Origin of the sequence: Pseudoxanthomonas sp. YR558 (assembly GCF_900116385.1) — a bacterium.
Lineage (GTDB): Bacteria > Pseudomonadota > Gammaproteobacteria > Xanthomonadales > Xanthomonadaceae > Pseudoxanthomonas_A.
In genome coordinates, this window is record NZ_FPCI01000001.1 from 804,331 (window position 1) to 830,374 (window position 26,044).

At 60.2% G+C, this 26,044-nt stretch carries 25 protein-coding genes, 1 tRNA gene and 1 other RNA gene; 19 read left to right on the top strand and 8 right to left on the bottom strand.

Going from position 1 to position 26,044, the window contains the following annotated elements:
- Positions 1 to 32: 32 nt before the first annotated feature.
- Genes BM365_RS03745 through BM365_RS03760 form a run of 4 tightly spaced genes read left to right on the top strand, consistent with a single transcriptional unit; the run spans position 33 to position 4,411 of the window.
- Entirely contained in the window at positions 33 to 986 is a 954-nt protein-coding gene (locus BM365_RS03745) for an AAA family ATPase (RefSeq protein ID WP_233210770.1), read from the top strand.
- A 2-nt stretch (positions 987 to 988) separates the two neighbouring features.
- A complete protein-coding gene (locus tag BM365_RS03750) occupies positions 989 to 1,948 on the top strand; it encodes a DUF58 domain-containing protein (protein ID WP_093486727.1) in 960 nt (319 codons plus the stop codon).
- A complete protein-coding gene (locus BM365_RS03755; RefSeq protein WP_093486729.1) occupies positions 1,935 to 3,881 on the top strand; it encodes a transglutaminase TgpA family protein in 1,947 nt (648 codons plus the stop codon). Before BM365_RS03750 ends, BM365_RS03755 begins: the two co-directional genes overlap by 14 nt.
- A 17-nt stretch (positions 3,882 to 3,898) precedes the next feature.
- The gene (locus BM365_RS03760; protein WP_093489455.1) at positions 3,899 to 4,411 is read left to right on the top strand and encodes a Slp family lipoprotein; all 513 of its coding nucleotides are present in this window, start codon (positions 3,899 to 3,901) and stop codon (positions 4,409 to 4,411) included.
- A gap of 68 nt (positions 4,412 to 4,479) precedes the next feature.
- On the opposite strand, the gene BM365_RS03765 is transcribed toward BM365_RS03760, so the two are convergent.
- From BM365_RS03765 to dnaX, 4 genes are read right to left on the bottom strand one after another with little or no spacing between them, the layout of a single operon-like run.
- Complete coding sequence (locus tag BM365_RS03765) at positions 4,480 to 4,833, bottom strand: histidine triad nucleotide-binding protein (RefSeq protein WP_093486731.1); 354 nt, start codon at positions 4,831 to 4,833, stop codon at positions 4,480 to 4,482.
- A gap of 25 nt (positions 4,834 to 4,858) precedes the next feature.
- Positions 4,859 to 5,455, bottom strand: a complete 597-nt coding sequence (recR, locus tag BM365_RS03770; RefSeq protein WP_093489457.1) for a recombination mediator RecR — start codon at positions 5,453 to 5,455, stop codon at positions 4,859 to 4,861.
- A gap of 52 nt (positions 5,456 to 5,507) precedes the next feature.
- Complete coding sequence (locus tag BM365_RS03775) at positions 5,508 to 5,828, bottom strand: YbaB/EbfC family nucleoid-associated protein (RefSeq protein WP_093297077.1); 321 nt, start codon at positions 5,826 to 5,828, stop codon at positions 5,508 to 5,510.
- Positions 5,829 to 5,835: 7 nt separating this feature from the next.
- Positions 5,836 to 7,581 carry a DNA polymerase III subunit gamma/tau gene (gene dnaX, locus BM365_RS03780; RefSeq protein ID WP_093489459.1) on the bottom strand — a complete coding sequence of 582 codons (1,746 nt, stop codon included), beginning with the start codon at positions 7,579 to 7,581 and terminating at the stop codon, positions 5,836 to 5,838.
- 131 nt (positions 7,582 to 7,712) lie between these two features.
- On the opposite strand from dnaX, the gene BM365_RS03785 reads away from it, so the two are divergent.
- The 4 genes from BM365_RS03785 to BM365_RS17730 all read left to right on the top strand — a co-directional run bounded on the left by BM365_RS03785 (position 7,713) and on the right by BM365_RS17730 (position 10,662).
- Positions 7,713 to 7,805, top strand: a tRNA-Ser gene (locus BM365_RS03785).
- An 84-nt stretch (positions 7,806 to 7,889) separates the two neighbouring features.
- Entirely contained in the window at positions 7,890 to 9,413 is a 1,524-nt protein-coding gene (locus tag BM365_RS03790; RefSeq protein WP_093486733.1) for a site-specific integrase, read from the top strand.
- A 102-nt stretch (positions 9,414 to 9,515) separates the two neighbouring features.
- Positions 9,516 to 10,169: a hypothetical protein gene (locus BM365_RS03795; protein WP_093486735.1), complete on the top strand. Its 654-nt coding sequence runs from the start codon at positions 9,516 to 9,518 to the stop codon at positions 10,167 to 10,169.
- Between the two features lie 157 nt (positions 10,170 to 10,326).
- A complete protein-coding gene (locus BM365_RS17730; RefSeq protein ID WP_139227307.1) occupies positions 10,327 to 10,662 on the top strand; it encodes a hypothetical protein in 336 nt (111 codons plus the stop codon).
- Between the two features lie 43 nt (positions 10,663 to 10,705).
- Here the strand turns inward: BM365_RS17730 and BM365_RS03800 are convergent, their stop codons facing one another.
- Positions 10,706 to 12,265: a MobA/MobL family protein gene (locus BM365_RS03800; protein ID WP_093486737.1), complete on the bottom strand. Its 1,560-nt coding sequence runs from the start codon at positions 12,263 to 12,265 to the stop codon at positions 10,706 to 10,708.
- A gap of 258 nt (positions 12,266 to 12,523) precedes the next feature.
- Between BM365_RS03800 and BM365_RS03805 the strand changes: the two genes are divergently transcribed.
- The 5 genes from BM365_RS03805 (at position 12,524) to BM365_RS03835 (ending at position 20,400) form a co-directional block, all read left to right on the top strand.
- On the top strand, positions 12,524 to 12,823 hold the full coding sequence (locus tag BM365_RS03805) for a conjugal transfer protein TraD (protein WP_093486739.1): 300 nt from the start codon (positions 12,524 to 12,526) through the stop codon (positions 12,821 to 12,823).
- Between the two features lie 538 nt (positions 12,824 to 13,361).
- Positions 13,362 to 15,329, top strand: coding sequence for an ATP-dependent nuclease (locus tag BM365_RS03815; RefSeq protein ID WP_093486743.1), 1,968 nt, complete (start codon positions 13,362 to 13,364; stop codon positions 15,327 to 15,329).
- A gap of 1,089 nt (positions 15,330 to 16,418) precedes the next feature.
- Entirely contained in the window at positions 16,419 to 17,816 is a 1,398-nt protein-coding gene (locus tag BM365_RS03825; RefSeq protein ID WP_093489461.1) for a site-specific integrase, read from the top strand.
- Between the two features lie 290 nt (positions 17,817 to 18,106).
- Positions 18,107 to 19,063 (top strand): reverse transcriptase family protein, encoded by a 957-nt coding sequence (locus BM365_RS03830; protein WP_093486747.1) that lies wholly within the window; start codon positions 18,107 to 18,109, stop codon positions 19,061 to 19,063.
- Complete coding sequence (locus BM365_RS03835; protein WP_093486749.1) at positions 19,060 to 20,400, top strand: AAA family ATPase; 1,341 nt, start codon at positions 19,060 to 19,062, stop codon at positions 20,398 to 20,400. The genes BM365_RS03830 and BM365_RS03835 overlap by 4 nt, the downstream gene beginning before the upstream one ends.
- A 50-nt stretch (positions 20,401 to 20,450) precedes the next feature.
- Here BM365_RS03835 and BM365_RS03840 read toward each other — a convergent pair whose 3' ends face one another.
- Positions 20,451 to 20,801, bottom strand: a complete 351-nt coding sequence (locus BM365_RS03840; RefSeq protein WP_093489463.1) for a helix-turn-helix domain-containing protein — start codon at positions 20,799 to 20,801, stop codon at positions 20,451 to 20,453.
- Between the two features lie 109 nt (positions 20,802 to 20,910).
- Between BM365_RS03840 and BM365_RS03845 the strand changes: the two genes are divergently transcribed.
- The 3 genes from BM365_RS03845 to BM365_RS03855 are packed head-to-tail and all read left to right on the top strand — an operon-like array spanning position 20,911 to position 22,350.
- Positions 20,911 to 21,672, top strand: a complete 762-nt coding sequence (locus BM365_RS03845) for a hypothetical protein (protein ID WP_093486751.1) — start codon at positions 20,911 to 20,913, stop codon at positions 21,670 to 21,672.
- A 35-nt stretch (positions 21,673 to 21,707) separates the two neighbouring features.
- Positions 21,708 to 22,031 (top strand): hypothetical protein, encoded by a 324-nt coding sequence (locus BM365_RS03850; protein ID WP_139227311.1) that lies wholly within the window; start codon positions 21,708 to 21,710, stop codon positions 22,029 to 22,031.
- Positions 22,032 to 22,038: 7 nt separating this feature from the next.
- Positions 22,039 to 22,350, top strand: coding sequence for a hypothetical protein (locus tag BM365_RS03855; protein ID WP_093486755.1), 312 nt, complete (start codon positions 22,039 to 22,041; stop codon positions 22,348 to 22,350).
- 82 nt (positions 22,351 to 22,432) lie between these two features.
- Here BM365_RS03855 and BM365_RS03860 read toward each other — a convergent pair whose 3' ends face one another.
- Positions 22,433 to 23,242: a DUF4398 domain-containing protein gene (locus tag BM365_RS03860; RefSeq protein WP_139227313.1), complete on the bottom strand. Its 810-nt coding sequence runs from the start codon at positions 23,240 to 23,242 to the stop codon at positions 22,433 to 22,435.
- A gap of 71 nt (positions 23,243 to 23,313) precedes the next feature.
- On the opposite strand from BM365_RS03860, the gene BM365_RS03865 reads away from it, so the two are divergent.
- Positions 23,314 to 23,691, top strand: a complete 378-nt coding sequence (locus tag BM365_RS03865) for a DUF2513 domain-containing protein (protein WP_158253448.1) — start codon at positions 23,314 to 23,316, stop codon at positions 23,689 to 23,691.
- Between the two features lie 13 nt (positions 23,692 to 23,704).
- Positions 23,705 to 23,899, top strand: coding sequence for a hypothetical protein (locus tag BM365_RS03870; RefSeq protein ID WP_093486761.1), 195 nt, complete (start codon positions 23,705 to 23,707; stop codon positions 23,897 to 23,899).
- Positions 23,900 to 24,130: 231 nt separating this feature from the next.
- On the opposite strand, the gene BM365_RS03875 is transcribed toward BM365_RS03870, so the two are convergent.
- Positions 24,131 to 25,048 carry an Abi family protein gene (locus BM365_RS03875; RefSeq protein WP_093486763.1) on the bottom strand — a complete coding sequence of 306 codons (918 nt, stop codon included), beginning with the start codon at positions 25,046 to 25,048 and terminating at the stop codon, positions 24,131 to 24,133.
- 782 nt (positions 25,049 to 25,830) lie between these two features.
- Between BM365_RS03875 and ffs the strand changes: the two genes are divergently transcribed.
- Positions 25,831 to 25,927, top strand: an RNA gene (gene ffs / locus BM365_RS03880) — signal recognition particle sRNA small type.
- Positions 25,928 to 26,044 lie beyond the last annotated feature (117 nt).

A 26,044-nucleotide genomic window follows, 5' to 3' on the forward strand; every position in this document is an offset into this window, starting at 1 on the left:
TCCCGACAACCACGATCGGAACCGAGAGCGCGATGTCCGCCATTCCCAGCACCCGCCCTATGCTATCCGAAGGCTTGGCCGATGCCCTCAAACGGGCCCAGGCCCAGGTCAACTCGCTGGTACTGGGCAAGGCGCATGAAGTGCGGCTGGCGTTCGTCGCTTTGCTGTCGGACGGCCACCTGCTGATCGAGGACCTGCCCGGTCTCGGCAAGACCACCCTCGCCCACGCCCTGGCGGCGACATTGGGGCTGACATTCCAGCGCGTGCAGTTCACCTCGGACCTGCTGCCGGCCGACGTGCTGGGCGTGTCGGTCTACGACGCGCAGGCGCGCGCTTTCACCTTCCATCCCGGCCCGGTCTTCACCAACGTGCTGCTCGCCGACGAGATCAATCGTGCGCCTCCCCGCACCCAGAGCGCGCTGCTCGAGGCGATGGCCGAACATCAGGTCACCCTGGATGGCGTGACGCATGCGTTGCCCGAGCCCTTCTTCGTCATCGCGACACAGAATCCCGTCGACCTGTCCGGCACGTACCCGCTGCCGGACTCGCAACTCGACCGCTTTCTGTTGCGCCTTGCACTGGGCTATCCCAGCGCGGAATCCGAGCGGGCTCTGCTGGCGGGTACCGATCGCCGCATGCTGATCGCGCAGGCGATGCCGCTGTTGTCATCGGACGAGGTCATGGCGCTGCGCCAGGCGGTCGGCGACGTGCATGCCAGCGAAGCGCTGATCGACTATGTCCAGGCCTTGTTGACGCGTAGCCGCCAGCACCCCGGCGTGCGCGTGGGCCTGTCGCCACGCGCCGGCATCGCACTGTTGAGGGCGGCCAAGGCCTATGCCCTGCTGTTGGGCCGCACGCACGTGTTGCCCGACGATGTCCAGGCCCTGTTCGCCGCTGTCGCGACGCACCGCCTCGTGCCGGAGGCCGAGGCCGCCTCCGCCGTTGCGTTGGCCAAAGCCATCCTGCACGCGGTTCCGGTGGATTGAGGATGGCGGGCTTGCGCGCATCGCTGGCGCGGCGGTTGGCGCAGTTCGCCCGTCCGCGCGCGGCGGAAGTGTTGCCGGTGCAGTTGGACCGCCGGCGCGTCTACGTGCTGCCGACAGGCTTCGGCCTCTTCTACGCGGCGCTCGTGCTGGCCATGGCGCTGGGAGCACTGAACTACAACAACAACCCAGCACTGCTGATGGCCCTGTTGCTGGGCGCGACGGCGATGGCGAGCCTTATTTTCGCCCACCTGCAATTGTCCGGCCTGCGCATGGACGCAGTATCGGCCGACCCCGTGCATGCCGGTGAATCGCTCATGCTGCACATCGCACTGTCGGCGCGCGACGGTCGCCCGCGTCGGGGCCTCAGGTTGGATGGCGCGGAGACGGCCACCTTCGCGCCTGCGATGTCCGCCGAGGGCACCGTCGTGGAGCTGGGACTGCCTACGCAACGACGCGGCTGGCACGACATCGGTCGACTCCGCGTGTCGACGACGCAGCCCCTGGGCCTGGCGCGCGCCTGGTCGTGGGTCTGGCCGCCGCCGCTGCTCGTCTATCCGGCAGTCGAAGTACACGGCCCCCCGTTACCGGAGGGGGGGCGCACCGGCCAGCGTGCGAAGCTCGATCCGGCCGGTGACGACGTCCATCACCTACGCGGCTATCGCCCCGGCGATGCCCCGCGCACGATCGCATGGAAGCCGTCCGCGCGGCGCGACGTGCTGTTGGTGCGCGAATACGAACAACCCGTCGGGGTGGAAGTCCGGCTGGACTGGGATGCGCTGGGCACCCTCGCGCACGAAGAGCGTATTCGGCGCCTGGCGCACTGGGTGGAACTCGGCGAACGCGAGGGACGACGCTATCGGCTCACTCTCCCGGGCCAACCGCCCCTGGGCCCCGCGAACGGCGCCCTGCACCGCCATCTGTGCCTGCGCGCGCTCGCGCTGATGCCGTATGCCGACCGCTAAGCCTGACGCTCCCATCCCCGACCGTTCCAGCCGCCTGTGGGCGTTGGGCAGCGCCGCGCTTTGCCTGCTCGCGCTGCTATTTCAGCTGCCCCTGTCGTTGGCACTGGCACTCGGTGCTGTCGGCGTCGTGCTGGGCGTCGCGTCCTGGTGGCGTCCGTTGCCGGCTTGGCTTCGCATCCTGCTGGCGCTGGCGATGCTCGCTGCCGTTCTCTACTCCACCGGCCTGAGGTTCGGGCGCGACACGGGATGCGCGTTGCTGGCAGCAATGCTCGCCCTGAAGCCAACCGAAACGCAGGGGCTGCGCGACAACCGCAGCCTGCTCGGTTTCGCGTTCTTCGCCCCATTCGCAGCATTCCTGCTCGATCAGGGGCCGTTGACGATGTTGCTGGGGCTGCTCGGCCTGTGCGCCGGCCTCATCGCGCTGCAGCGACTGGCCGACGTCGAGGCCCGCGCCACGGCGGGTTCGCCGACCGTGCTGCCGCGCCTGGCGCTGGTAGGGCGGCTGGTACTGATCGGTCTTCCGCTGGTGCTGGCGGCCTTCTGGCTATTCCCTCGTCTCGCCTCGCCCCTGTGGGGTGTTCCCGAGCGCGCGCTCGCCAAACCCGGCCTCGGCGAGGACATGTCGCCAGGAGGCTGGCTGGACCTCATGGCCGATGAAGATCCGGCGTTGCGCGTGCAGTTCTTTGGTGCCACGCCCGCGCCGGGTCAGATGTATTGGCGCGGACCCGTACTGTGGAACTACGACGGACGCACATGGACGCAGGCACCCTGGTTACGCGGACTACCGCCCGCGCAGACCTCGCGAAGCCCCGCTCGCTGGGATTACCAGCTTGAAGTCGAGCCCACCGATCGCCGACAGCTGGTCGCCTTGGACCTGCCCACGTCAGCGCCGGAGGGCGCTCACCTGGCGAACGATTACGCGATGACCGTGCGCACGCCGCTGAACGCACTCACGCGTTGGCGCATGCAGTCCTCGACACCGGCTCGCTTCGAATCGAGATTGCCGATGCTGCTGCGCCAGCAGGCTTTGCAACTGCCCAACGGGTTCAATCCGCGGACACGACGACTGGCGATGCAATGGCGGCAGGATGCCGGCGACGACGATCGCGCGGTCGTGCAGCGTGCACTGGGGTGGATCCGCGAGGAATTCGCTTACACGCTGGACACGCCTTTGCCTGGTAGGAATGCCGTGGACGAGTTCCTGTTCGATCAGAAACAGGGCTACTGCGAACACTTCAGTTCTTCGTTCGTCTTCCTGATGCGCGCCGCAGGCATACCCGCTCGCGTAGTGACCGGGTACACGGGCGGCGTCTACAACCGTCTGGGCGGTTACTGGGTAATTCGGCAGATGGATGCTCATGCCTGGGCAGAAGTGTGGCTGCCCGAGCGGGGCTGGGTCCGCGTCGACCCCACCGCCGCCGTCGCACCCGAACGCATCTACGACACGCTAGAGGATCAGTTGGGCGAAGGCGTGGAAGCCGGGCGACTCACACTGGGAGGTTTCGGCAGTGTCAGCGACTGGCTCCGGCGTGGCTGGAACGACCTTGTCCTCGGTTTCGACGCCCGCCGGCAGGCGCAGCTGCTGGAGCGACTGGGTGCGAACGGGCTCGGCAGCACAGGGCTGGGCCTGCTGTTCGGCCTCGCGGCGCTCGGTACGCTCGGCTGGATGGCTTGGTGGCTGGCGCGTGCCGAGCGCGAACGCGATCCACTGCTGCGCGCCTGGCGTCAGCTGGGTCGGCGCTACGCGCGTTTCGGATTGGCCCGCGAACCGCACGAAACCGCCTCGGAGTGGGTGCGCCGGGTCGCTGCTCGGCGCCCGCAGGGCGCGAACCTGCTGTTTTCGCTCAGCCGGCGTTTCGCCGCAGCGCGCTACGCTCCAGATGAGGGGGATCACCGCGCATTGATCGAAGACCTGCGCCGGCACCGCCCGTGACCCACTGGAGACTGGCCATGAATCTTCGCTTCGCTGTCCTCGCCGCTTCCACCGCCGTCCTGTTGTCGGCCTGCGCCACCGCGCCCCAACCGCTGCAGGGCAGCTTCACTCCCGTCAATCCGCGCGACTCCGTTGCCACGCCACAGGTGGGCGCATCCGTCCGTTGGGGGGGGCGCATCATCAGCACCACGCCCGCGGAGAACAGCACGTGCTTCCAGCTGGTCTCCCGCCCACTGTCCGGCACGGGTCGCCCGCTTTCCAGCGCACCGGACGCCACCGACGGCCGCTTCATCGCCTGCCGCGCCGGCTTCTACGATCCCGCCGTGTTCGCCGAGGGCCGGGAGGTGACCTTCGTCGGCAAGATCGATGGTTACGAAAGCACGCGCATCGGTGACTACGACTACCAGTTGCCGCGCGTCGCTGCCGAGGTGGTTTACCTGTGGCCGGAAGTACGCGAAGTCGAGGTGCGCCCTTACCCGTACTACGACCCCTTCTGGGGTCCGCGTTGGGGCCGTTGGGGCTGGTGGTGACCATCGCCCGCCACATGACGAAAAAGCCGCCCGATGGGCGGCTTTTTTCTGGGGACTCTGTGCGCCAGTCAACCTGGCGTGCCGAAACGCCCAAGCGGCGCGCCAGCCAATAGGTGCAGGTGGATGTGGAAGACGGTCTGACCGGCATGCTCACGGCAGTTCATCACCACGCGATAGCCGTCTTCGGCGAATCCTTCCCGGCGCGCATACTCCGCCGCCGCCAGCACCAGCTTGCCGACCAGCACGGCCTGTTCCGGGCGCACGTCATCGAGTGTCGGAATGGCTTCGTGCTTGGGGATGAAGAGCACATGCACCGGCGCTTGCGGTGCGATGTCCTTGAAGCCCAGCACGTCGTCATCCTCATAGACGATGGTGGCGGGAATCTCGCGACGGATGATGCGGGCGAAGATCGTGTCGGTCATGGGGTGCGCGTCCTCGTGGGCGGTATCAGATCATTTCGCTGCGGCCGCCGAACGCGTGCGCAAGCGTGCCGCGATCGACGTATTCCAACTCGCCCCCCAGCGGTACGCCGTGCGCCAGCCGGCTGGGTCGCACACCTTGCTGGCGCGCCAGCTGGGCGAGGTAATGCGCGGTGGCCTCGCCCTCGACCGTGGGATTGGTGGCGATGATCATCTCACCCACCTCTCCCGCCCCCAGGCGGCTGGTCAGCGCATCCAGCCCGAGCTCGCGCGGGCCGATGCCGTCCAGCGGCGAGAGCCTGCCATGCAGGACGAAGTAGACCCCGCGGTACCCGGTGGCCTGTTCTATCGCCAAGCGGTCCGACGGCGACTCCACCACGCAGAGCTGGTGGCGATCACGGCTGCCGCTCGCGCATATCCCACAGAGCGTGCCTTCGGTGAAGTCGCGGCACTGCGCGCAGTGACCGATGCGGTCGAGCGCATCGGCGAGCACTGCCGCCAAGCGTTTGCCACCGTCCCGCTCGCGATCGAGCAGGTGGTACGCCATCCGCTGCGCGGTCTTCTGCCCGACACCGGGCAGCACGCGTAGCGATTCGATGAGCTGTTCGAGCAGCGGACTGGACATCGTCATCCCCGACCCGCGCCCGCCATTGATGCGGGCGTCGGACCGGTGCGCGTCAGAACGGCAGCTTCATGCCCGGCGGCATCGGCATGCCGGCCGTGGCCGCACCCATCCGCGACTTCGACTCGGCGTCGACCTTGTTCGACGCGTCATTGAATGCGGCTGCGATCAGATCCTCCAGCATCTCAGCATCGGACAGCACCGACGGATCGATGCGCACCTTGCGGCACTCCTTGGCGCCGGTCAGCGTCACGCTGACCATGCCGGCGCCGGCGTTGCCGGTGACTTCCAGCTTGGCCAATTCTTCCTGGGCGCGCTGCAGGTTTTCCTGCATCTTCTGCGCCTGCTGCATCAGTTGGGCGATGTTTCCACGCATGTCGTGATCACTCTTCGTAAGGACGGATGGAATCCGGGACGAGCCGGGCGCCGTGCTGCTGCACCAGGCGCTGGACGTCCGGATGGTTCATGAAGGTTTCCTCGGCCACGCTCTGGCGCTCGTCGCGCTGCCGGTGGCTGCGCTCCTTAAGCGTTTCGGCCTCGGCCGCGCCGTGGGAGGACGCGAAGGCGAGCCGCGGCGCGACCCCGTAACGGTCCGCGATCGCGGCCGCCAGTTCGCCCAGCGTGCGCTCCGAACGCAGGTAGTCGAAACCGCTGTCCAGCGCCAACGTCAGCGTGCCCTGGGCGTAGCCGGAGAACGCGACGTTTTCGACCAACTGCTTGCCGACGCCTTTCAGGCCACAGGTGCTGGCGAAATGCAGCCAGGTTTCGGCGTCGATGATGCCGATGTCGGCGGGTATCGGGGTGGTGGCCGGGAGCGGCGGCGCTGGCGACGCGGATACGGACACCGGCGCCCAGGGTGGGTCGTCAGCCAACGCCTGCGGCGGTGGCGCGGTAACGATCTCGGTGCGCGCGGGCGCGACCGGGGCCGGTACTTCCTGGCGGACCGGTTCCGCCGTGCGCACCGGCTTGGCAGGCGCTGCCGAGGCCACCGCTCCGCCCGCTTCCACGGTCACCGGCACCGATTTGCCTTCGCCGCGCATCTCGCCGCTCTGGGCGGGACGGAACGCCAGCATGCGGAGCAGGCTCATCTCGAAGCCCGCGCGCCCGCTTGGCGCCAGATGCAGGTCGCGCCGGCCATTGATCGCCATCTGGTACCAGAGCTGTACCACTTCCGGCCGCAGCTGTCCGGCGAAGGACTCCACGTCGACGCCCTCGGCCTCGACAGCCGCGGAAGGCACTAGCTGGCGCACCTGGATCCGGTGCAGCGCTTCGGCCACCGCATCCAGCACGCCAGCCCAGTCTGGCGAGAACTCAGCCAAGCCGGCGATCACCTGCAGCAGCGTTTCGCCATCGCCCTCGGCCAGCGCAACGAGCATCGCGTTGACCTGGGTGCGGTCCACCGTGCCCAGCATCGTCCGCACCCCGTCGTCGTGCAGCGCGCCGCCTGCATAGGCGATGGCCTGGTCGAGCAGCGACAAGCCATCACGCAGCGAGCCATCGGCCGCGCGCGCGAGCTGGGCGATCGCCCCGGTGTCGGCTTCGATCTGCTCGGCGCCGAGGATCTTCGTTATCTGGCCACGGATCTGCTCTTCGTCCAGCCGCTTGAGGTTGAACTGCAGGCAGCGCGACAACACCGTCACCGGCAGCTTCTGCGGGTCGGTGGTGGCGAGCAGGAACTTGACGTGCTCCGGTGGCTCCTCGAGCGTCTTCAGCAGCGCGTTGAACGCCGCCTTCGAGAGCATGTGGACTTCGTCGATCAGGTAGACCTTGAACTTGCCTCGCGACGGCATGTATTGCGCGTTCTCGATCACCTCGCGCACGTCGTCCACGCCGGTGTTCGACGCGGCGTCGATCTCCAGCAAGTCGATATAGCGCCCGGCATCGATGTCCAGGCAGGCGGCGCACTGGCCGCAGGGATCGGCGCTGGTGCCCTTCTCGCAGTTCAGCGATTTGGCGAAGATGCGCGCGATCGTGGTCTTGCCGACGCCACGGGTGCCGGTGAACAGGAAGGCGTGGTGCACCCGGCCGGAATCCAGCGCGTTGGTGAGCGCGCGGACCACGTGTTCCTGGCCCACCAGTTCGGCAAAACGCTTGGGGCGCCACTTGCGGGCGAGGACAAGGTAGGACATGCCGACATTGTGCCATGGCATGCAAGCGGCCCCGACCGGATACAGGCGGTGATCGGCTTCGCTTGTGGCCCGCCTCGCCGGAGGCTAGAATTCACGGCCCTGAAAGCGGCCCACGGTCGCGTTCAGGTCCCGGAGAGGTGTCCGAGTGGTTGAAGGAGCACGCCTGGAAAGTGTGTAAGCGTCTAAACCGCGCTTCGGGGGTTCGAATCCCCCTCTCTCCGCCAGTTTACGCAAGCCCCTGACTCGTCAGGGGTTTTTCGTTTCTGGTCCCGACCGAGTGCAGGACACAAATCGGGACACACCTCCCGATGCGCATTCCACATCATCTGGTTCGTTCCTCTTCAGGGCTCTGGTCGTTTCGTCAGCGGGTTCCCGCCGACCTCCAGCACCTCATTGGCCGCCGCCTGCTCAAGCGCACCCTGCGCACTAATGACTTGTCCGAGGCCCGGCTTCGCGCGCTGGTGTTGGCCTCCCGCTATGCTCAAGCCTTCTCAACGCTGAGGGATCGGCGGATGGACAAGCTGGGGAAGAAAGAGGCCGATGAGCTGATCGCCCGACTGACGCAAGCGGAGGGTCTGAAAGACCTCACCCTCCACCGGACCCGAGCCCCCGACGGGACGGTGAGCGAGCGCTGGCAGATCGACACCGAGGAAGACCTGCGGCTCTTCCGCCAGGCCCAGCACGAGTCTAATGACCCTCTCCTAGATGCGGTCAACTCTCCTCTGTCACCGCGTGACTTCGCCGCAGCCAGGGCGAAGATCACCCCCATCACCTTGGCGGACGCTCGGGACGGGTGGCTGGCAAGCCTTCAGGGCAGCACGCTGCCCAAGACCCTCACGATTAAGAAGACCGCCGTTGAGGCTTTGGTCCGGTTTCTGGGGAGCAAGACCAAGCTGCACACCGTCACCCGCACGGACCTAGCCCGCTGGTATCAGCACATGCGGGACGAAGGCGCCTCGACTCCTACCCTCACCAACAAGCAATCGTATGTGGGCGGTCGCGGAGGCTTCTTCGAATGGGCCCAAGCATCCGGCTACTACCCAAAGGGAGACAACCCCGCCGCCGGCCATATCTCCTATTCAATTCGGGAGAAGCGGGCCAGACGAAAGTTTGGCTTCAAGGCCTATGACGCACATCAAGTCCAGACCTTGTTCGCTCCGGCGGCCTTCGAGGGTTTGGCCCTGTCGGCCCGCTGGGCTTCGGTCATCGGTCTCTATACCGGCGCCAGAGCGTCCGAGGTGGGTCAACTCTTGGTCGCGGACATCATTGAGGAAGACGGCCTGCTCTGCATCAGAGTTTCAGACGAAGGCGAGCACCAGAAAGTAAAAACCGAGGTCAGCCTGCGAACCGTGCCCGTGCATCCGGACTTGCTAGCGCTGGGCTTCCGAGAGTGGATCGACGGCCTTCGTTCCGCTGGTGCCGATCGTCTTTTCCCTGCCGCCAAGGCAGACGCGAAAAACGGCCAAGGGAACTGGATCACCAAAGCCTTCGGGCGACACCTGGAGCAGGTGGGAAAGAACTGGCCCGCAGGCAAGCGAGGCTTCCACTCGCTGAGAAAGACGGTCATCCAATCACTTCAAGGCGCTGGCGTGCCATCGGAGCTGCGTGCTCAACTCGTTGGTCACGAGCTCGACGACGAGCACCACTCAACGTATAGCCGTGACTTCACCGTGCGCGAGAAGCTTCATGGACCCGGCCCCACCACCCCGGGACTCTCAACGTTGGACTTCGGGCTGAACCTGCCCGCCCTCTCTCAACTGCTGTTAGATACCGCTCCGACTCCGCGGGTCGGACGCAAGCGCACTACACACGCCGTTGTGACCGCTCCGTAGCATGTCTGAGAGGCAATCAGCACGTAACCTAAGGAAATGGCGGTCGCAGCTGGTGAGATTGAAATCCTCTAAACAAGGCAATTCTTCACACTCAAGATACTCATGGACGAATCAATCAAACGCCCCATCCCGAGCACGTTTGAAATGTTGGAGCGCACCAAGCGCCCCAAGATTGTCAGTAAGTTTGATTGGATTGAGAACTGGTCCTTTATTGGTCTGATAGTTCTTGGTCTGCTGACCTTCGCGCTCTGGGGCTTAAGCAGCTACGGCTGGATGAGCTTGGAAACCGCGAAGTTCCTCCTGTTTTGGATCATTGTGGCAATGGTGCTCATCGTGGTCATTTGGGGCGCCTCCCAGCTTGTTGAAGCCTATCGGGCAATCAAAGCGGGCTATCGGCCCATGGCAGAACGCATCGATGCTGCTGCGGCCAACGAACGGGCAATCCTAGACGACCTTCAGGAATGCGACCATCAAGAACTGCGGGAGCGCTCCAAGCACTTGGAGCTGGAAGTCAAAGTGCTAGGCCGGCGAGCGGGCTTGGCCACGATCACTAGCGCTATCGCATTTGGCCTTATCAATCTTCTTGATACAGCCGCCAAGGCCAGCATTTGGCCGGAACTGTCACATGCACGCCTGTTTGTTTATACCGGCAGCTTGGGAATCCTAATCGGCTCGCTTCTACTCGTAATCTTTATAGGCAAGCTCGAGCGAATAGCAGGCCTTTACGCGTTGGCGGCTGAGCGCACCAAGCCTTAAGCCGAAAGGGCACGAATGAGAAGCCGAGTCCCTCCTAATACGCCCCCAATTCACTACTGACTAACTCTGATATATGTGAACAAAAGCGCAGATATCAGCTTGTGTTGATTCCTCCATCTGCTTTTATGAATGCTCCCCTCACCCTTCAGGAGTTTTCATGCCCGACGACATTCAACTTCGCATTGCCAGCGGCCTGCTCGGCCATCTTCTTGGTCAGCATTCCACACGGCAGCTTTCCGACCGCATGGATGACATCCAGCACTGCTTGGACGTTGCTGCTGAGCTGATGCGACGTCGAGGCAGTGATTTCCCGACAGGCCAAGCCCACGTTCCACTGCCCACTCCACCAAACGTGCGAGTTCGCAAAACAGTGACCGATCGCGAGGCTCTTCCGGTCATTCCTCCGAACCTAGAGCAGTGGCGTGCAACGCGTGCTCGGAAAACCTTTCCGGAGCCATCTACAGGCGGCCGTAAGAAGCCAACCATGCACTGACACTTTATTGCGAAGGCCCCGTCTCCACGGGGCCTTCTGACATTCACAAGCGAGGGCGACGAGCCCTGACGGCATTTCCAGGAAGAGCCACCCTTTCCGCCGTTTCGTATTCGGCCCTATGGCCCTGGCGCTTAGAGACTTGCTCGCTCAATTGCTCCAACTGAGCCGCCGCCGCTAGAACTTCTTCCTCGCATGCGGCTTCAGCCAAATCAGAAGTTACCTCCCTGGCACCTCTAAGCTCCACCGTTCGTTTCTGCAGCGCGGCCAACCGCCTGGCCCGACGTCGCTCCCATTCCTGCGTAGACCAAACGCCTCCGGTTCTAGGGAAATCAGCGTCAAACCTCTCCCAAGACTGCTCTGCCATATGGAAGAGCTGCTCTGCTCTTCGCAGTGCGGCCAATCGACTTGAAAATCGCATCAAACGACGCTTGAGCCGCCCCAGCCCGTTAAGCAACCCGTTGAGGTCGCGACGAAGGCTGGCGTCATCTCCAATCGCCTCGATTCGATTTCTTAGCTGGCCCAACAGCTGGCGCGTTGTAGTCAGAGCGAGATTCTGACGAACCGCAAAGATCTCAGCCAACTCCTGAGCGGCAATGGCCAGCAGGTCTCTGATTGAGCGCTGAGGGCCGGGTTGGGCTTCGACATGCACACCCCTGCCCACAAGGCTAGATGCTCGGATGCCGCTGATGCCATGAACTACCAGTCCACGCACAGGCGAGACGGGAAGCTGATGAGGGGACCCTCGTTCTTGGCCATCCTTTTGCGCTTGCGCTTGACTGTGTCCAGCCGGCACTGGAGCAGCCCTGCCCTCTTTCATAGCCTTTTCAAGCAGGCGTTCAAATGCCTCTTCGTTCTCCAGGACGACGCGCGCATTGTCTGCCGCCCTGTCGGTCATGACTCCTTTGCGCTCAAGTGCCGAAGCCGTCCTTCCCACGTGCTTAGTGGGCGTGCGTGACAATGCTATCGCTTCTCCCCACGCACCTCGCTCCATGGCGGATTCTGCTTGGACTTCCAGCCGACGATGGTCGATACGGATATCAAATCCTGCGGACGCCAAGTGCTCATTTATGGTTGACGCGATAGTCTTCCGCACCCATTCGATCTCGGTCTTGCCAGATACACCACCATCGAGCTCTCGGGTCTTTTCGCCAAAGCCTTCACTGGTGAGGCGGCGAGTGGTCGCCAGCAAGTGGACGTGATGATTCAAGCCGTCCCTGGAACCGGGGGAGTGGATGCTGGCTTGCAAGGCGAAGCCGTAGCGGCCTACCAGCGCGTGACCAATAGCCTCCGCCAGATCGGAGCGTCGTTCATCGTTGAGCTCATGCGGTAACGCCACCTCGAACTCTCTTGCGACGGTCGAGTTCCGCCGCGTCTCAGCCGCCTCCGCTGCGGACCAAAGCTCGCTGGGGACTACAGCCCAATCTGGGGCATCCTCAGGAACAATGCAGAAAGTCTCAACCACTCCCCCACGCCGCCGATAGTCGTGGTGCTTTCCCGTAAGGTGGTCGATCAAGAAAAGACCGCCGCGATAGGCAGCGGCAGCAACGGATGAGTCACCACGAGCGCGACTAAACGTTTTAACGCGAGAGTGGAAAATGGCCATGCGGGCTCCGAGATGTGCTCTGCCCTTTATGCCGTGGCTTTTGACTTTGGCAAGCGCATCGCGCCTGGGGTCCAAGGGGCGAAGCCCTTTGCGCACGCAATGTCGTAGACATTGCCTAAGTGCGCTCTTGCTTATTTCCTTTACGCCCTGTTTTTCAGTATTAGACGATTCCGCGAATTTCAAATTCTCGAAGCCGGTCAGAACTTGACAAGCCGCTTTTCCCTGATTGACTCAATACCAAAACCGAGGGAGACACGCATGACCGCAACAGAGCACTATCGCGATCAAATTCAACGAGCCACAGAACGCTTGACCCAGCTTCAAGCGAGGACTCTGTTGGCCCACCAGCGACGCGAAGCAAAGGCGCAAGGAAAAGCTAAGCGGGAGGAGATGAAACGACGGAAACGCGTAGCCGAACTAATTTTTCTGGTCGGCGCCCACGCATTGGACGATGAGGAAATTGTGGGCGCACTGTTAGAGCACACTGCTCGTAGGAACGACGAGAACATGCGTGAACTCATTCACGCGAAGGGCTCCGAGCGACTCAAACGCCACTGAAACCAAGCACCCCGCCTACCCCCTTCTCGGACCCGTTTAGGCCGCCGTCTCGACAAGGGCAGCACACCACAAAGAAATGTGATGCAATCAGCACTGGGGGCAGGCCGGCGTCATGGTGCGACGAGAACTTGACGGCGTTGCCCCCAACACCATAAACCGGATAGCAACGGGGGGAAGGATGATGTCCAAGGATGCGGCGGTGTCGGCGATTGAGAGCAGGCTGTGCCTTGAGCTCCGTTACGATGGTTTCTCACGTTTGGTAGAGGTCCATGCCGTCGGAACGAGCAAAACCGGGGAGCTTTGCATGCGGGTCTACCAAGTGAGCGGCGGGTCTGTGAGCGGCGAAAGATCCGGCTGGAAGATGATGCTCATAGACAAGAGCTTCTCCGCGCATCTTTCTACGACCCGGTCTGAGGCACCAAGGCCTGGCTATAGGAAAGGAGACCGGGACATGCTGACAATCTATTGCGAGCTCTAGCTCGACCACTCACTAGCGCCAAGGATAAACAATCTCATACGGACTGGGAGGCATTGCTCCATGCAGCTACTGAGAGCACGCATCAAAAACTTCCGCTCTTTGCGTGATGTTTCCATTGACTTTGAGGCTCACACCGCGCTGATCGGCGGCAATGGCGCAGGTAAGTCAAGCATCCTCAAGGCTCTTGAGAAGTTCTACTCCACGAGCAAAGTGCTCGACCAAGATGACTACTTCGGCCGCGACATCACTCTACCCGTGGAGATTGAGCTGACCTTCGGGGCGTTAAGTGCCGGGGAGCAAGAGACCTTTGAAAGCAGGGTTCGTGATGGAACCTTGACGGTATCGAGAGTTTTCGATGGGACGGCCTCCTCGGGTCGCTACTACGGATCGACTCTCCAAAATCCAGACTTCTCTGCTATACGCGCCATCGGTGGCGCAACTGAGAAGCGATCTGCCTACAAGGCGCTCAAAGAGGGGACCGCCGCTTACGCCGAGCTTCCCAGTGTCACGAGTGCTGGGCAAATCGAAGCATTTCTACAGGAGTGGGAGCTCGCCCATCCGGATTCGCTGGCCCTACTGAGGGACGACGGCCAGTTCTTCGGATTCCAGAATGCTGGACGTGGGGCGCTACAGCGCCATACAAGTTTTGTCTTCGTTCCAGCGGTTAGAGAAGCTTCGCTCGATGCAGCCGATGGAAAATCCAGCGCCATCGGGCGACTGCTTGAGATCGTTGTTCGCAGCGCCATTCTTCAGCGCAAGGATGTGCAGGCTTTTCAAGAGGAGGTGACAGCTCGCTATCGCGCTCTGGTCGCGCCTGCAAACATGCCCGAACTCGGAGAACTCGCGAACCGCTTAACCGGCGACCTCAAAAGCCTGTATCGAGACGCTGCTGTGGGCCTCACCTGGCGAGATGTAGCGGATATCGCAGTGCCCCTGCCTGCCGCAGACGTTTCATTGAGTGATGAAGGTTTCGGTGGCCCTGTTGACCGCCAAGGTCACGGGCTACAGCGTGCCTTTGTTTTCACGCTCTTGCAGCATTTGGCGAAGACCAGCCATCAGACTCCGGCGACCGAAGAAGAGACTACGGAGGAAACAGGCCAAACGACACCACTAGCGGCTCCAAGCCTCATCTTAGCCATTGAGGAGCCGGAGCTATACCAACATCCGACCAAACAGCGTCACTTAGCGAGCGTCCTGAGAGGCTTGAGCACCGGAAGTCTGCCAGGCGCAACTGGGCCAACCCAGATCATTTTTGGCTCGCACTCACCCATGTTCGTTGCGATGGAACGAGCCAACGAGGTGCGGCTTGCTCGACGGTTGAAATCGGCCGATAGCAAGTTCAAGCATGCGCATTTGACTTCGTTGAGCCTTGCCAACGTTGCTTCGCGCCTAGAAAAAGCAAACAACAAGGCGCCAGGAACTTGGACGGCAGCAACCCTTACCCCAAGACTGCATATCCTCGGGACGGAACTCTCAGAGGGCTTCTTTGCCAACGGTGTCGTGTTGGTCGAGGGTAGAAGCGACCGATCGGCACTTCAAGCATGTGCGCGACTGCTAGGCCTCGACTTCCATGCAGCGGGCATCGCCATCCTTCCCGTCGAGGGCAAGCTTAATCTTGACAGGCCCTACGCAGTCTTCACGGAGCTAGAGATTCCGACCTTTTTAGTCTGGGACTGCGATCTGAACAAGAAAGAGCCAGTGGCAAATACCGCGCTCCTTCATTTGGCAGATGCCCATGCCAAATATGATGAACCTCTCTCCACTCGCATAGCCAAAAACTACGCTTATTTTGAAGACACACTTGAATCAACACTGATTCTAGAGCTAGGAAATGACCTACATTCGCAATGCCTGGGAGAAGCATGCGAACCATTTGGCTTAACACCCAGTAGAGAGACTCACAAAATACCGGAGGTCATGCATCGCGTGCTTACCTGTGCGAAAGATAAGGGAACAAGCTCTCCCACGCTGGAAGCTCTTGTCAACGCGATATGGTTACACCTAGCACCTGATGAAATTCAACTCTAAAGCAGCCAGGCAGTGGGGCCGCCGACCTTTCAGGCTATCTAAACGAGCGAGCAGCGAACTGCGGCCAGCAGGAAGCAAGGCCGCTTTGGTTGGCCGTCAGAGCGCCCAATTGTTAACGTATCAAATGCAAACAGTGGCCACACACGGAACGAAACCCTGAAGAGTGCCGAGACGTTAGGCGGCACGCTCGTTGAGTAATGCGTCCTTCTTAGCTGCCTTTCTTGTGCTTATGAGGCTTGAGAGAGGGTGTGTTGCCGGGCGTCTCCTTGTTATCCCGGCGCCGCTGATCGGGCTTCCCCGTCGATTTTGCAATTGGCTTTGGACCAGGCTTGATGGCCATACGTGGACTCCTTACTTCGGAAGTTTCAGAGGATTGACCTACCGTGCCGCCTAACGTCTGCTTCGGGTCACGCAGCAACAGCTGCATCGACCCACAAAACCTTACCTAGCTTCCCCAAGCTGCCGCGCCGCTCCCGACTGGGAGGCCACTCACTTAAGCTTGAAGCCCGCCTTCTTGAAGGCGTCTTTGAGCTGCTTCTCCACCGCGGCCTTGGCTTGGGTTCTGGCGGTCCGCGTCACGTCCCCATACTTTCCGGTAGCCCCGCACCTCGCACAGGAAATCGTGTCCGAGGGCCGTCGGGTGCTCGGAACATTGAACTTGTCGCTGCCGCAGCGGCATTTTACGGAAATGGTGCCTGTGGTCATCGGATGCTCTCCAGACTAAGGGTCTATGCGAGGATCACGTTAGCGACAGCCCGTCGCAAATCCTGAGAACTGCAGACCCGACGAAGAGAAAGCGCGTCATTATTTACCTGCCGTACAGATCTTTCCTAACTTAGTCACGCCAGTTGTTAGTTTATAGCAGTTAAACAGTATGCAAATGACTGAAAATTCCAACACACCGCTTCGTGCAAGTGCCTGTATCAATTGAACTTGGCTCCCGAATCACTACGAGTGCAGATACCCCGCCAGCGGTGAAGGATCCACGTCTCAAGCGTTTGCCTAAGGAAAAAAATAAACAGGCTTTTCGCATTGACGATTTTTTTGGCCGCCGTATGACTACTTCCATTGGAACAATGGAAGCAAGACGTGACGAACCCCTACGCTAAATCACTGCAGGCCTACATCGATAAGCCCTCCGGCTCGCTGGTCATGGAAGACCTCCGGATAGGCCGCATTCGTATCGGGAAGCTAATTGTGGAAGGACGAGAGGCGGCTTACAGCGCTCAAGACCTTATCAATACGGCGTGCGACCGGACTGCAAGGGTTCGTAGTGGCAAGCACGGAACCCGCTACCACGACCCTCTGCCAGTTGGCAGTCCAGCGCGCCTCCTCTCCGTTGAGATAGAAGACTACGCAAAGCATCAGAAGCGTCGCCACTTGAAGGTCGGGACCGTCGAGGCATCAACCCGCACCCTCAACCTCTTGCTTCTGACTTCTGGTGACGTGCCGGTTTCTCGCATCGACCATACGCACATCGAACGCATGTGGGACTTGCTGCGATGGGCACCGCCTGGACTGGGCACAGATCCTGACCTCGTTGGCTTGTCCTTTGACCAACTGATTGCCCGCGGCCGGGTGCTCAATGTGCCTGGCGCTGCACGGTCAACGCAGGACAAGCATCAGCGATTCCTCACAGCGTTCTTCAACCGCCTTATGGCCACCAGGGCAATTCTTCACTCTCCTATGGCGGCGTTCGGTGACATCAAGAAGGATTTGACCCGCGATCCGGAGAGATCCGGCGCCAACCGGGGGCCCTTCAGCGACGACGAACTCCAGAAGATTTTCGATCCTGTCGTCTTCACCGAGTGGGCGCGTAAGTGGCCGCATCGCTGGTGGGCGCCCATGATTGGTTTGTATACAGGCGCGCGCATCAATGAGATCGCCCAACTCAAAGTGAAAGACATCGTCAAAGAAGGGGATGTCTGGTGCATCGCGATCCAACAAACCGTCGATGCTGATTTGGCCAGGAACGAAGGACAGAAATCGCGCCAGAGCCTCAAGGGAAGATCCGCCATTCGGAGGATCCCGATCCATCGAGCGCTGCTCGATGCAGGATCTCTGGACTTCGTGGACGACATCAAAGCGTGCCGGCACCCTCGTCTGTTCCCTCACCTGTCTGCAGGCGTTAATCGGGCTACAGGCGAGACGAATGCTCGGTATAGCCAAGGCCTGCTCAATCAGTTCAGCACATATATGAAGAGCCTTGGTTTCCCGAAGGGCATTGGGTTCCATGGCTTCAGGCACATACTAGCCACGTATCTGAAACACCGGCGCGTGCCAGATGCCGACGTTGCAGCGCTAACCGGGCACACACCGCGCCAAGACTTCCCAGTGCTAGGCCAATACAACAACTCGCCCAACCCCTTCGAGCGCACCCGACAACTAGAGGCCTTGGAGGTGTTCCAGCCGCCAGTGGTTCTGCCGCGTTACAAGCGGGGACAGTTCGCCAAGGAGTTAGGCCGGGGCGCGAAATTCTACCCCTGACGCCAGATGGACTTAGAGCGCTGACCTAGGGGCTGACAGAGCTCCAGCGCCCTCCCCTCTGACGGATGGCCCATAGCGGGATGAAGGCTTGCACAGCAAGGGAGAACGCGCTAGGTTTACCCCACACCAGCGACCAGGAGTAGCTCCGGTCTAATGCCTGGTCCCTACGGCGTTTTATCAATTTACGTATGCCCGGTCGAAGGCCCATGTCCGACCGGGCATTTCGTATGCGCAGTTCTCCTCGGCAATCGGCTACGCTTCGCTTCATCTTAGTGAGCGAAAGACGATCCATGACCCCGCAGCCGTTGCGCAAGCTGTTCGATGCCATGTATCACGGGAAATACCGCTTCGAGGAATTCTTGGCGCTCTCTCCCGAAGAGAACTACAGCCCGGTTCATTGGAAGAACCGCACCATCTATAAGCCATCCAGAGCACTGAAAGACTTTCACCTCTTCCTAAATGGCTTTGTCCTAGAGCATCTTCCTGTCAATACGTCGGTCTCCTTTGCATATCGCAAAGGCACCACACTGCTGCAAGCAGTCGAGCCGCACGCGAAAAGCCGAGCGTTCTTCCAGACCGATCTGGAGCGCTTCTTCGACAGCATCACAACTCCGTTGGTTCAAAAGGCCCTGGCGGAAAACGAGACTCCCGTTGCCGACCTTAGTGACCACCTAGACCACATCCTCAAGCTTCTTACCATCGACGGCCAGCTCCCCATCGGTTATTCCACATCCCCGATCCTCAGCAATGCTTGTTTGCTCTCCTTTGACCAGCGGCTGGCACAGATTAGCGCCGAACGCGGCTGGGTCTACACCCGCTATGCCGACGACATCATGCTCTCCACACAGGACCGCGCCGAGCTGTTGGACGCACGCACCGTCATTGAGGACTGCCTCACCACTGAACTGGGTGACGGCTTCAACCTCAACCCGGCAAAGAGCAAGCTGACCACAACCGGCCGGAAGATCAAGCTTCTGGGGCTAGTTATTCTCCCTACCGGCAAGATAGCCATTGACCGCGATGTCAGAAACCGCATCGAGTCCTGGATCTACTTTTATCTTCGGGATAGGTCGCGATTGTCGAGGATATTCGAGGAAACGTATGACGAGGGAATGGAAGAAGGATTAGAGCGCCTCGGCGGCCTCGTCAGCTATGCATATGCTTCCGACCACGCCTATCTCGAGAAACTTAGACGCAAGTTCGGAACCACTGTCATTGACAGTTTTCTGCGCAGGTCTGCCCAATGAGTTGCCTGCAAGTAACGCTTGAAGCCATCCAGCACATCGCCCATCTCCACCTTGACGTGGATTTATCCAAGAGCGGACTGATGTGCTTAGTCGGCCGAAATGGTGCCGGAAAGACGACCCTAGTGAGAGCCCTTCGGAACCTCTCCAGCTCAGACACGTTCATACGAACGGCAACGCCTTACGCTTTTTCGGAGACCAGCCGGATCGTCTATGACCTAGATGGCGCTCAGGCGACCTTTGTCTATGACACAGGAATTCGATCCCTCAACTGCCACGAAACAATCCCGAAAGAACTGCGCGAACTGATCGCGGCCGAACTCCCTATGCCATACGGGAGCCGATTCAACTTCTTCAAGAGCGCCAGCGATGCCGACCCGGACATTCGGACAGCTATTGCTCTTAAGACCTACCTACGTCCCGACGAGCTAATTGCCTTTCTTAACTCGGTCTACGAAACAGACCGCTACTCGGCGATGGCCGAAGTCAAGGTTAAAGGAAAGAGCTACTACGCTCTGGTCAGGGAAGATGGGACTTACATCCGTGAGGACTACCTCAGCTCCGGAGAGCACTTCCTCATCAACCTCTATCGGACGATCAAGGGTCCTTCGAAGCTCTTGGTGATCGACGAGATCGACCTCTCTCTGGACGCGGCGGCTCAGGCAAACCTGCCCGCGTGGCTGCGCGAATTTTGCTTTGAATACGAGTGCAAGATCCTATTCACCACTCATTCTCTCGCACTGATGCGACAACTGGAGACTGAGGAACTCTTCTACATGGAGTGCGACACTGGCCATGTCTCCATCAAGCCTACGTCCTACAGCTACGCGATGGCGAGACTATTCGGGTTCGTTGGATTTGACAGATACATTGCCACGGAAGATAAGAAGCTAATCTCGCTGATCCACCACTTGATCAAGAAGTTTTGCCCAACAACGCTACTAACCTACAAGGTTATTTATCTCGGAGGAGCCTCTCAAGTTGCCAGCCTCATCGAAAGCAATGAGTCGGACCAATTCTTGGCGGCACCAGAGAAGGTGATTGCGATCCTTGATGGTGATCAATCCAAGGAGAAATATGCCCAGCACCCGAGCATTCATATGATCCCACTGAACAGCGTGGAGAAAGCACTCTGGGCCGCGAGGCAGGAAGATCCGGACTTCCCCTTTGTCACTACGCGAGATAACTTCACTAGCGAAAAGGACTTCGAGAACTACCTCAAAGACAAGAAAATCGCCACGCAGGAGCAGATTTTTGACTACCTAATCGGCAAGCACGAGGCTGGTTTTCAGAAAATAGCGCAAGTCCTCACCGGACTTTTGCCTCCTCCTCATGGTTGAGGCTGACTCAGCGCCGCAGGCAGGTCTGCCGTTGGAGTCTTGAACAACGATTAGGCTCCGCGCGAACGCAAACCTTCTCGCACGAAATCACGCATCCTACGCACCAACTCCTCTTGCTCTCCTTCAGCCAGTTGCGACATCACCAAGATGGCTTCCGCCATTGGCTCACTCGCGGCATGAAAATAGGCAACAGGAAGCTCCAATGCTGCGGCCAGCTTCTCCATGCTTTCGTTGTCCGGCATACGGTCCCCTCGCTCATAGCGCGAAATCCTTGGGGCTGCCGTGTTCTCTTCCTCCAGCCCGAGAACAGCGCCCAGGGCGGCCTGGTTCATCCCCCGCGCAAGCCTGGCCTCGCGAAGGCGACGACCGAAGGTTGAAGCTGGGGGCAGCGGTGCAGGCATGAAGACCAACGGATGATGAACTGACCCATCAGTCTGCCGCTTCCCATCCTGCCCTGCATTTGCCATATTTGCAAACGTCGTCAGGCCGACGATTTTTAGGGGCTTTCTTATGAAACACGCAGGACACGGAGCGTTTGCTGCGCTCTTGGCATTGGCCTTCGCTTCCCTTACTCCCGCACTCGCTCAAGACAAGGCAACTGGGGAGACCAAGCCCGGTTTCTTCCGCCAGCTCGGCACCAGCCTCAAGGACGCGGGCCAGCAAATGGTCGGCGCCAAGCCTCGCACCGGCACCCGCGCCCAAACCGGCCCCCTCTACACCCCCATCAGCGGCGCCGGCCACATCAATGGGCTCTACAAGAACGAGGACCACCAGGCTGCCCAGATGGGTCGCCTGGACTGGCCCCGGGTGGCGCTCAGCTTCAAGGAATGGGGAGCGTCCCTGCCCTGCTGGACCGTGGAAGCTCGAATCTGGACCAGCGCGATCGCGTCCACCACGGAAACCTTCCGAGCCTGCGCCGACGCGCCACTGACCATCCGAGACGACCTCGGCGAAGAAGTGGAGCTCAATGACAACGCTCGAGCGAAGGCCACAACAGATCTCATGGTGGATCTGCGCATTCGCCCTGGGAAACCGACCACTGGTGATCAGCGGACCACCGGCCCTACCCCACCCCGCGAGCCCTTCAACGTCACCACATCCCGCGATGGCGTGGCGGAGCAGGCTCGAAAGGTCGCGCTGAGCGCGGCATGGGTCTCGGGCTACTTGCGTGCCGAAGACCTCTATCCCGGCCCTTCCGGAATCCTCACGCCTTTCCGAGACACCCGGATGTGGATCGGTGGATTCGATCCGGCCGGCAACCGCGACAAATGACCGCCCTACCCTCAAAACTCACCAAGGAAGAGACTATGACCATCTTTCGCAACGCCGCCCTTGCCATCGCTGCTGCACTCGCCCTGACCGCGTGCGGGAGTAAGCAGCCCTCCGAGGCCGAAGCGAAGGCGGCGCTGAGGGCCGAATTCGAACGCCTAATGGGCAGCGCCGTCCAAGTCCAAGACTTCAAGGACTTCGAAGTTCGTAACTGCCGAAAAGCCGAGTCGACCGATGACGTCGTCTGCGACCTCGGCGGGGCGATCGTTCTCAACATCGCTGGCACGCCGCAGACCCGTCCTTTCATTGAACCGGTGCGTTTTTCGAAAGCATCTGGCGAATGGACGGCGCACAAGCCCTGAGCCGATCATGACCTCTTACATGCCCGCCTCCACCGTCTCGGTGATGACCCCGCAGGCTCGCTTCACGCTGTGCGTCTGCGTTGCGGTTCTTCTGACGGGGCCGTTCGGCCTCGTTATCGGACCTGTGCTCTCACGTCTTCTTCGGAGGCGCGCGGAGCGCCTCCACCCTTTCGCTGCTGCCCAAGCTCAGCAGCGGAGCGGTGGCCACTTCAACGTCGGTCAGATCTGGGCCATCACTGCGTGCGGTCTCATGGGGCTGATCGGAGCGATTGTCATGCTGCCTACAGCGCTCTTCGTGGTCCTCGGAATCTTCGGCTGATCGCCCGCCCGCTGCAAAGATCAAGACCAACCCCGCACACGGGCCCTTCAATCAGAAGGCCCCGAGCAGATTCAGATTGACTTCATTCGGCGCCCGTATCTGGAGAGATACCAAACTCGATGCGATAGGGCTTCTTGCACCCAGAACAAGACCAATGTGTGCCTATTTTTACTTCGTCCAGCCAAAGCACAAATTCTCCTGAGCAGTTTTCAGTGGGGCACTTCGCCTCGCGCGTTAGTGGCTCCCACCACACCGTTCCATCATTCAGCAGGCTCACCTGATATGGGGCGCCACAAGAAAAGCACTTGGCCTCTACGGGGTGCTGACCGGTCGGCAAACGTTTTCTGATCGACTCGCCGCACCGTTTGCACGGAAGCCTCGCAAAATTTCCGAATGTAAAGTTCCGGATTGGCGACTCTAGCGACTTGGTTAGGGACTGTGTGATCGCTTCGAGGCGCATCCGGAGCTTGGCGGCATCCAACGGCTTAGCACGCTCCATCTGTTGCATCGTAGGCGTATGCAACACAGACCCGACTGCGTGATAGTGCTTTCTTAGCTCGACCAAGCTGAATACCGTATCGGTCCCCACCGTATGCATTTTCGTTGGAATTCCGCCTGGATACGGCTCTTCCCCGATCCTGAGCGTGTAGCTGCGATCCGCAGTCGGCTCGATCTCCAACAGCACTTTCATCACCTTATCCGGCTGCCAGGTCGCCATCTCCTCCGGTGGGATCTCCTTGGCGTAGGCTTGAGCGCGGTCATAGGTCAACGCCTCCATCGCAAAGCGTAGCTCCAAAGCCGCATAGCGAAGCTGGTCATCTACTCCTGCAGCAAGGAGCGCCTTGGCTCGATCCGCTGCCTCTCGCGCGCGTGATAGATAGGGGACTTTCATTCTGGATCTACCCGTCCGTCTCGTTCCCTGCGACAGTTTAGATGGACGCTTGCACTACAGAGGAGCCAACTATGACACGCGACGATGATTTGATCAGAAAGCTCATGCTGATCCTTGAACAGGCCAATAGCTACGTCAATGACAATCTTGTCGTTGAAGGCTACACGCGGGATCAGATTGCCTACCACCTAGGGCTCATTGTCCGAGCCGGCTATGCGGAAGGGCCACAACCCCGCTACTCATCCAGTGGAAGCGATCCAACTATCCCCTTGGCGGTGGTTGTCAATCGCCTCTCACCCGCTGGTCATGACTTCATCGCCGCATTACGCGACGACACGGTATGGGCCAAAGTCAAAGAGCGCCTGGCCAAGGTCGGTGGTTCTGCCAGCTTGGATGTCATCGGCCAGGTTGGTGCATCCGTCGCCAAGCAAATGCTTGGCCTAGCCTAGCCGAGAGCCTGAGATGTATACGCAATTCAATGTCGAACTCTGGGTCAACACCATCGGCATCGTGCCCGAATCTAGGGTATCCAAGACAGTTGACGCGGCCGATCACTATGCGGCCGTGCGAGAGGCTAGAAAGCGGGTGCAAGAGGAAAATCCAGACATCAACTTGACCAAGATCGACACGTGGTTCACGGATATATCACTGGAGTAATCTCGTCGCAACACTGTCATCACTGGCCAAAGCGCCTCTTTTGACTTCCATTTGAACCCAGCTTCAGCTCGGCGACATGGTGATCGCACGTTGAGCGAAACGACAATTTCTTCGCCACCCAAATGATGACAGCAAGATCGGAGCAGGAATGAGTGACTGCGAAACTAGATCGGCACCGGAGACACGCTACGGGGTTCTGAGAAGGATAAGAGGATCTCCGAGCACTGCTATTCAGGCCGGAACAATCAAAAACTTTCGGCCTCGCCCGCGATAAGATTTCACCAAGACAGCTTCATTAGCCGATGCACACAGTTCGAGCAAGGACTCCAGCTTGTTCACCGTTTTGATTTTTTTATACTGAGCTCGTAGTTTGTAGCGTTTTAGCTCATTTGCTGTGCAAGCCCTCTCTACTGAGGAAATAAGACCGCTTTTCTCGGCGAGCCGCATCTGCTCAGGATGAATCAGCCCCAGCATTGACGTTATTGCCCTGAGTCGCCCATTCAGAAAATTTACCGCGTCGGTCTCGGAGCGTATGCCAGAGTGTTTCCAGGCTGGCTCATGATGGAACACACGATTCCTAAACATCCGAATCGAGCGCACCTGATCACGGGTGTGGGTAAGCAATTGCGATGGAGTTCGCCCGCTCCAGTCTCCACGAAATGCTTGTCCTAGGCAGGCCGGCCAGATCAAGCGATCCCCCATAAATTCAGAATCCAAGATGAACTCCCAAGTTGAGAAGTCGGCCTTGGCCAAGATTTCTTGATGTGAAGGGATTACGCTACTTCGGTAGCGAGCGCGCTTCTCGGTTATCACCTTTTCGCGAGCGGACCTAAAGTTTTTTTCGATCTTCTCGACTACCTTTGGAGCGTTACGATCCCGCCGGTAGGAGCGATACTGTAAGATTCCGCTAGCCCACCATGATCGGCCTTGGTGCTGAGCACTGAGAGCCCTGTCGATTGCATTTCTTAATGAAACTTCCGTAAGTTGCAGAAGTGGATAAAAGTTGGCGCACACGTTGGCGTTCCATAAATACGCCCCTACCAGCTCCGCATCGTCCTCATGTCCAAAAACTGAACGGTAGCTTGCTATACGCCCCAGCGAAATAAGTTCGTCTATGATCTCGGGGCGATATTTGACGCTTCTAGGCATGGTTTGGTGACCTCTATTCAGCTCAAAGATATCGCATCTTGACTGCGCTCCGAACTATTGGTAGTCTGGATCCACTTGGCTGGCAACGGGTTCCACTGGGCATCGCCTACGTCCCCTGCAAAGGCCACGAAATCCCACCCCGGACCAGAGCCGGGGTTTTTCGTTTCTGGGCTAAGTAGATTCCTCAAGGCCCTTCGAGAGCGACCAGAACCCTCTCCGCGCCTTCTGATCAGGGTCGTCAACCCACCTGTAGACAGTCGGACATTCGGGCATCTAGCTGAACGCTCCTCGCCTTCAGAGCATCGATTACGCTGTCCCAAACGTGACAGTGCCCCACGCTGCCCACCCCTCCACCGCCTTGAGCGCCAGATTCCTCAGATGGCGCCAGAACTCGTGATGGGCCGACCGGCAGAGCCGGTCATAAAGCTCAACTTAGAGCCGCTTGTCTTCCCGCTGCCTTGAACCGCGCCACGCACTCCCAAAGACCCCAATCGGATACGGTCGAGATGAAATGGGGTCATCCGCTTGCTGCTCGGGCCCTCCCGGCCAGACGAAATGGAAGATTGGGATTCACATAGCCGGACGCTAGCCGGGAGAGCAGTCGGCAGGCTAAACTACGAGGACACAAAACAGGACACACTCCTGGTTTGCGTCCTGCAGGAGAATCAAGGACTTAGGGTCGGGTTGACTCGATCCCCCTCTCTCCGCCAGATTCGATGCATCCCGCCTTGTCGGGATGACAACGAACCGCGCTCCGGCGCGGTTTCGTTTCTATGGTGGCCCCGTCGGCCCCTCGCGACGCTAGGTCGAAAATCCCGCCAGGGCCGGAAGGCAGCAACGGTATCGATCGATGCGGGCGCCGAGGCCAGCCGGCGGGGCCACCGCCTTTTAAAGCGCGAGTTATTCATTCGCGCCTGCCGTTGCGACGGCATCATTCTCCGTGGAGCGGATCTACCGCGGGGCGCGGCCAGCCGGCGGGGCCACCGCCTTTTCGGG